The following is a 5,353-nucleotide window of genomic DNA, read 5'->3' on the forward strand; positions in this document are numbered from 1 at the left end:
GATCTCCGCGGGCACCCTGGATTTCGATCCCAGCGGCGGGGCGGTGCAGATCCTGCGTCAGCTGATCACCGCGAGCGCGGCGCTCTACGAGTCCACCGGATTGTTGCGTTCGGGCGCCGAAACCCAGCTCAACCCCTACCAGACGTTGATCGCGGCCTCGTTGGTCGAACGCGAAGCGCTGGCACCGGACATGCCGAAGGTCGCGCGGGTCATCGTCAACCGGCTGCGGATCGACCAGCCGTTGCAGTTCGACTCGACGGTGAACTATTCGCTGGAGGAGACCGAGGTCGCCACCACCGACTCCGACCGCAACACCGTCACGCCGTGGAACACGTACGCGATGTCGGGTCTGCCCGCCAATCCGATCTCCGCACCCTCGCTCAAAGCCCTGCAGGCGATGGAGAATCCGGAGCCGGGGAAGTGGCTGTACTTCGTCACGATCGACAAGAAGGGCACCACCCTGTTCACCGAGAGCTACTCCGAGCACCTACGCAATATCGTGAAGGCCGAGCAGAGCGGCATTCTCGACAGTGGGCGCTGAGATGGGTCGCAAGGCCGCTGTCCTCGGTCAGCCGATCGCGCATTCGCGCTCTCCTCAGCTGCACCTGGCCGCCTACCGCGCGCTGGGCCTCGACTGGAGTTACGAGCGGATCGAATGCGATGCCGCGCGGCTGCCCGGGCTCGTCGGTGAGTTGGGCCCGGAATGGGTCGGGCTGTCGGTGACGATGCCGGGTAAGGAAGCGGCGCTGGCGGTGGCTGCCGAGCGCACCGAGCGCGCCGTGCTGGTCGGCTCGGCCAATACCCTCGTGCGCGTCGATGCCGGGTGGTCGGCGGACTGCACCGATGTCGACGGCGTCCTCGGTGCGTTGCGCGGTGGTGGCGTCTCGACGATCGACGAGGCTGTCGTGCTCGGTGCCGGCGGAACGGCCAGGCCCGCGTTGCTTGCCCTGACCGAACTCGGGGCGAAGAAGGTGACGGTGATCGCCCGTGATGCCGGACGGGCACGCAGCGCACTGGAATTGGCGGACCGTCTCGGCCTGCGGGCCGCGGTCGTGCCGCTCGACAGGGAGCAGGTGCGCGCGGCGTGCGCGTCGGCCGCGGCGGTGGTGAGCACGGTGCCCGCCGAGGCGGCTGCGGTGATCGCGTCGGCGGTAGCCGTGGCACCGGTCGTGCTCGACGCGATCTACAACCCGTGGCCGACCCCCCTCGCAACGGCGGTCGAGGCCGCCGGGCACACGGTGGTCAGCGGCCTGCAGATGTTGCTGAATCAGGCATACGGACAGGTCGAACTGTTCACCGGTCGACCTGCGCCGCGTGCGGCGATGGCCGCCGCGCTGGAAGCGTCCCTTCCGCAGCAGTAGGCGACGGCTCCGGTGGCTGCCGCCGAGTGCGGTGCCGAATCCTCGACATCACCGACCGATCTGTCGAATTGACACCGGTTCTAGTTTTTGCCCGCTAAGGTGTTCTTCATGACCGCTTGGGTGTTACGAGCCACCGTCCTCGGCGCGCTGGTCGTCGCCCTGCGTGTTCTGCTCGGCCTCGTCATGGCCTCCTGGCCCACTTACGGCACCTTCTGGCGCGCGGCCTGCCTGCTCGCCATCGTCGCCGTGGTAGTCGCCTGGGGCGTGCGCGACGGCCGCACGGGCGCAGACGGCCTCACCGTCCGCTGGTTGGCTGCCGGGTTCGGCGCGGGGCTGGCCAGCTCGGCCGTGTGCTGGGTCCTCGATCAGGTGCCCGGAATCGAACTCGGCGACGCCGGGATCCTCTACGAACTGACGTCCGCGGCATCGTTCATCCTGCTGCTGATCTTCCTGCCCGCGCTGGCGGGTGTCGCCTTCGGCTACTCGCGGTCGCGCCGTTCGAGCGAATCCGCCACCGGTGCCGCGGAACCCGAATTCGCCACCGCGAACTGAGCGGAGTCGTTCTCTCGGGAACGGCACCGGCCGCGAGTCGACCCTTCGAACCTGTTCGCGCCCCACCATGGTGTCGGGGCGCGAACAGGTGCCAGAGTGCGGATCTCAGAGCATGATCGGTGACGTGCCCGGGGTGGTGTCGCGGGCGATGGCCGAGTAGGCGGCGGCCAGCAGCGACGGATCAGGGCCCTCGAGACGGCCGGGCTTGGCCAGACCGTCCAGGATCACGAAACGCAGCACACCGGATCGGGTCTTCTTGTCGGTTTGCATCGCGTCCATCAGGTGGGGGAGCGCATCGCCGTCGTAGGAGACGGGCAGGCCGACGCTTTCCAGGATGGTGCGGTGCCGATCGGCGGTGGCGTCGTCGAGACGGCCGGCCAGTCGGCCGAGTTCGGCGGCGAAGACCAAGCCGACGGACACCGCGGCGCCGTGACGCCAGCGGTAGCGCTCGCGGCGCTCCACGGCGTGGCCGAGGGTGTGGCCGTAGTTCAGGATCTCGCGCAGGCTCGATTCCTTGAGGTCGGCGGCGACCACGTCGGCCTTGACCTGGATGGCGCGCCGGATCAGTTCGGGCAGCACATCGCCGGTGGGGTCGAGGGCAGCCTCGGGATCGGCCTCGATGAGGTCGAGGATCACCGGGTCGGCGATGAAACCGGCCTTGATGATCTCGGCCATGCCCGCCACGATCTCGTTGCGCGGCACCGTTTCCAGGGTCGCCAGGTCGACCAGCACGGCGCTGGGCTCGTGGAAGCTGCCCACGAGGTTCTTGCCCGCCTCGGTGTTGATGCCGGTCTTGCCGCCGACCGCGGCGTCGACCATCGCCAGCAGCGTGGTCGGCACGTGCACGATGCGCACCCCGCGCATCCAGGTGGCGGCGACGAAGCCGGCCAGGTCGGTCGCGGCGCCGCCACCGAGACTCACGATGGCGTCGTTGCGGGTCAGGCCGATCCGGCCGAGCACCTCCCAGCAGAACCCGGCCACGGCCAGTTCCTTGCCGTCCTCGGCGTCGGGGATCTCGATGCGATGCGCGTCGATCCCGGTGTCGGCCAGTGCTTTACGCACCGCCTCGGCGGTTTCGGCCAGCGGCGGCTGATGGAAGATCGCCACGGTCCGCACGGCGTTGCCCGCGTTGACCGCTTCGACGAGATCGCCGAGCAGTCCGCGGCCGATGATCACCGGGTACGGGTCGGCGGTGCGAACCTGGATGATGTTCGGCTCTGTCACGTGCGCTGCTCCGATTCTTTCTGGTCATTGTTATTGCGTCGCCCGCCGCGTCGCCGCGGTTGCCCGCGTCGTCGGCGTTCGTTGGCGCCGGTCCCACGCTCCGCGTCACCGGATGGTCCGGCCCGCTGCACCTGTTGTGGTGCCCCGGTCCGGCTTTCCACCGAAGATTCCGGGGTAGTCGAACCCGACGGTCCGGCAGGCTCGCCACCGCGCTGCCCGGCCCGCCCTGGGGCGCCTGCCTCACGGCTCGCCGTCCGCCTGCCGCGACCGGCATTGCGACCGGCCGCCTGGCCTCCCGTGACCGGGCTGCGGCCGCCTACTCGACTACCCGGCGTGCTGCGATTACCCGTCCGGCCCCCGGCGCCGGCAGCGCGGTTGCCCGGCTGGTTTTCGGCTGTACCCGCGCGGCCCTCTGATTTCGAGCTCGCGCGGCTCTCCGGACTCTCGGCCACCGAGCCGCCGGTTTCCCGGGTGGCCACGGTGGTCGCCGGTCGGATCCGCGCACCGCCTCGGCGCGACCTACTACGCCGGGACCGTCGACCGGCGGTCGTGCGTGACTCACTCTGCGCCGCACCCGCTGTGCGAGTGGCGCCGGTGGTGTCGTCGACTGCCGCCCGATCGGTCGCGGATTGTGTTGCCCCCGAACGGTTCCGATCATCCGGGGCGTCGCGGCGTTCGATGGCCGCCACGCCCGTCTGGTCGGCACCACTTCGGCGTGCGGCGGCGGCGCGGGCCCTGGCGCGTCGCCTGTTCTTGGACCGATTGCTGCCCGTTCCGGGCCTGCCGGTGACCGAACCCGAAGCGGGCGAGGTGTTTCCGGCGTTCACACGTGGAGATTGCAGATCGGTGCGCACCGATTCGAGCCCGAGCTTGGCCAGTATCATTCGCACTACCCGACCCGGACTCCGCCCGTCGGTCCGCACACGCACGGAGGCGATCTCGCGGTAGAGCGGGCGACGCTCGCGCATCAGATCCCGATACTTGGCAGCGGGGTCGACTCCGTTGAGCAGTGGACGGGTACTGCTGGCGCCGGTACGCCGAACCCCTTCGGACACACTGATTTCCAGGTAGACGACGAGAGCGTCCCGCAGCAGGTCCCTGGTTCGTTCGGACAGCACCGAACCGCCGCCGAGGGAAACCACGCCGTCGTGCTCGAGCACAGCGCGGCGCACCACCTGTTCCTCGATCCGGCGGAACTCCGTCTCACCGTCGGTGGCGAAGATGTCGGGAATCGTGCGGCCGGTATCGGCCTCGATCCCCGCGTCGGTGTCGTAGAGCTCCACCCCGAGTTCCCTGGCCAGCTTGCGCCCGATGGTCGACTTCCCCGAGCCGGGCAACCCGACCAGTACCACGCGTGCCGCAGGCGCGGTCCGGTCGTCACCGCCGGTGTCAGGAGCTCCGGGCTCGACGATCGCCGGTGAGGGGCCCGCGTCGCTCTCCGGCGCGGTCCCCTCCTGCCCCTGCGCGGTCACGGGATACGGCTGTCCGCGGGCACGTGTGGGCGGCTACCGATCCGCTTGACGTAACTGGTGATGTTGTCGACGGTCTCGGCCAGCGAGTCGCCGCCGAACTTCTCCAGCGCGGCCTGCGCCAGCACCAGCGCCACCATCGACTCCGCGACCACGGCTGCCGCGGGCACCGCGCACACGTCCGAGCGCTGGTGGATGGCGACGGCTTCCTCACCGCTGGACATGTCGACCGTCGACAGCGCACGCGGCACAGTCGAGATCGGCTTCATCGCGGCGCGCACCCGCAGTGCTTCGCCGTTGGTCATGCCGCCTTCGAGGCCGCCCGCGCGGTTGGTCGAGCGCAAGACGCCGTCGGGGCCGGGACGCATCTCGTCGTGGGCCTGGCTGCCGCGTCGTCGCGCGGTCTCGAACCCGTCGCCCACCTCGACACCCTTGATAGCCTGGATGCCCATGAGGGCGGCGGCCAGGCGCGAATCCAGACGCTGCTCACCGCTGACGAACGAACCGAGCCCGATGGGCAGGCCGTCCACGATCACCTCGACGACGCCGCCGAGGGCGACGTCCTCGCGAAAGCGACGGGGAATCAGACGGACGCGTTCTTCGGGACGTTCTCCGAGGCGCTGAAGAAGGGTGACGGGATCGGCGGCGGTCCCATCATGCTGATCGTCGTCTCGCTCGTGTCGATCGTCGCGGCCGGCGTGCTCTACCTGGAGCTGTATCTGCGCGCCGTACTGCTATACGTGGGCG

The 5,353-nt window shown here is 69.7% G+C and carries 4 protein-coding genes and 2 pseudogenes; 3 read left to right on the plus strand and 3 right to left on the minus strand.

What is annotated here, in order from left to right; all coding sequences use genetic code 11:
* From mltG to ACFWF3_RS22780, 3 genes are all read left to right on the plus strand, one after another.
* The coding region (mltG, locus tag ACFWF3_RS22770) for an endolytic transglycosylase MltG (RefSeq protein ID WP_379315192.1) at nt 1-541 on the plus strand (541 nt) is incomplete at its 5' end.
* A 1-nt stretch (nt 542) separates the two neighbouring features.
* The gene (locus tag ACFWF3_RS22775; RefSeq protein ID WP_379315193.1) at nt 543-1,361 is read left to right on the plus strand and encodes a shikimate dehydrogenase; all 819 of its coding nucleotides are present in this window, start codon (nt 543-545) and stop codon (nt 1,359-1,361) included.
* A 108-nt stretch (nt 1,362-1,469) separates the two neighbouring features.
* Nucleotides 1,470-1,913 carry a B-4DMT family transporter gene (locus ACFWF3_RS22780; protein WP_379315194.1) on the plus strand — a complete coding sequence of 148 codons (444 nt, stop codon included), beginning with the start codon at nt 1,470-1,472 and terminating at the stop codon, nt 1,911-1,913.
* A gap of 105 nt (nt 1,914-2,018) precedes the next feature.
* Here ACFWF3_RS22780 and aroB read toward each other — a convergent pair whose 3' ends face one another.
* From aroB to ACFWF3_RS22795, 3 genes and pseudogenes are all read right to left on the minus strand, one after another.
* Nucleotides 2,019-3,137 carry a 3-dehydroquinate synthase gene (aroB, locus tag ACFWF3_RS22785; RefSeq protein ID WP_101467074.1) on the minus strand — a complete coding sequence of 373 codons (1,119 nt, stop codon included), beginning with the start codon at nt 3,135-3,137 and terminating at the stop codon, nt 2,019-2,021.
* Between the two features lie 866 nt (nt 3,138-4,003).
* Nucleotides 4,004-4,549: pseudogene (locus ACFWF3_RS22790) on the minus strand (shikimate kinase); the annotation flags it as partial.
* Between the two features lie 56 nt (nt 4,550-4,605).
* Nucleotides 4,606-5,175: pseudogene (locus ACFWF3_RS22795) on the minus strand (chorismate synthase); the annotation flags it as partial.
* Nucleotides 5,176-5,353 lie beyond the last annotated feature (178 nt).

The sequence above is a fragment of the Nocardia sp. NPDC060220 genome (genome assembly GCF_042727815.1).
Taxonomy (GTDB): Bacteria; Actinomycetota; Actinomycetes; order Mycobacteriales; family Mycobacteriaceae; genus Nocardia.

Coding starts and splice junctions, on each gene's coding strand:
- ACFWF3_RS22780 (WP_379315194.1), top strand. CDS start 1,470: ATGACCGCTTGGGTGTTACGAGCCACCGTCCTCGGCGCGCTGGTCGTC.
- ACFWF3_RS22775 (WP_379315193.1), top strand. CDS start 543: ATGGGTCGCAAGGCCGCTGTCCTCGGTCAGCCGATCGCGCATTCGCGC.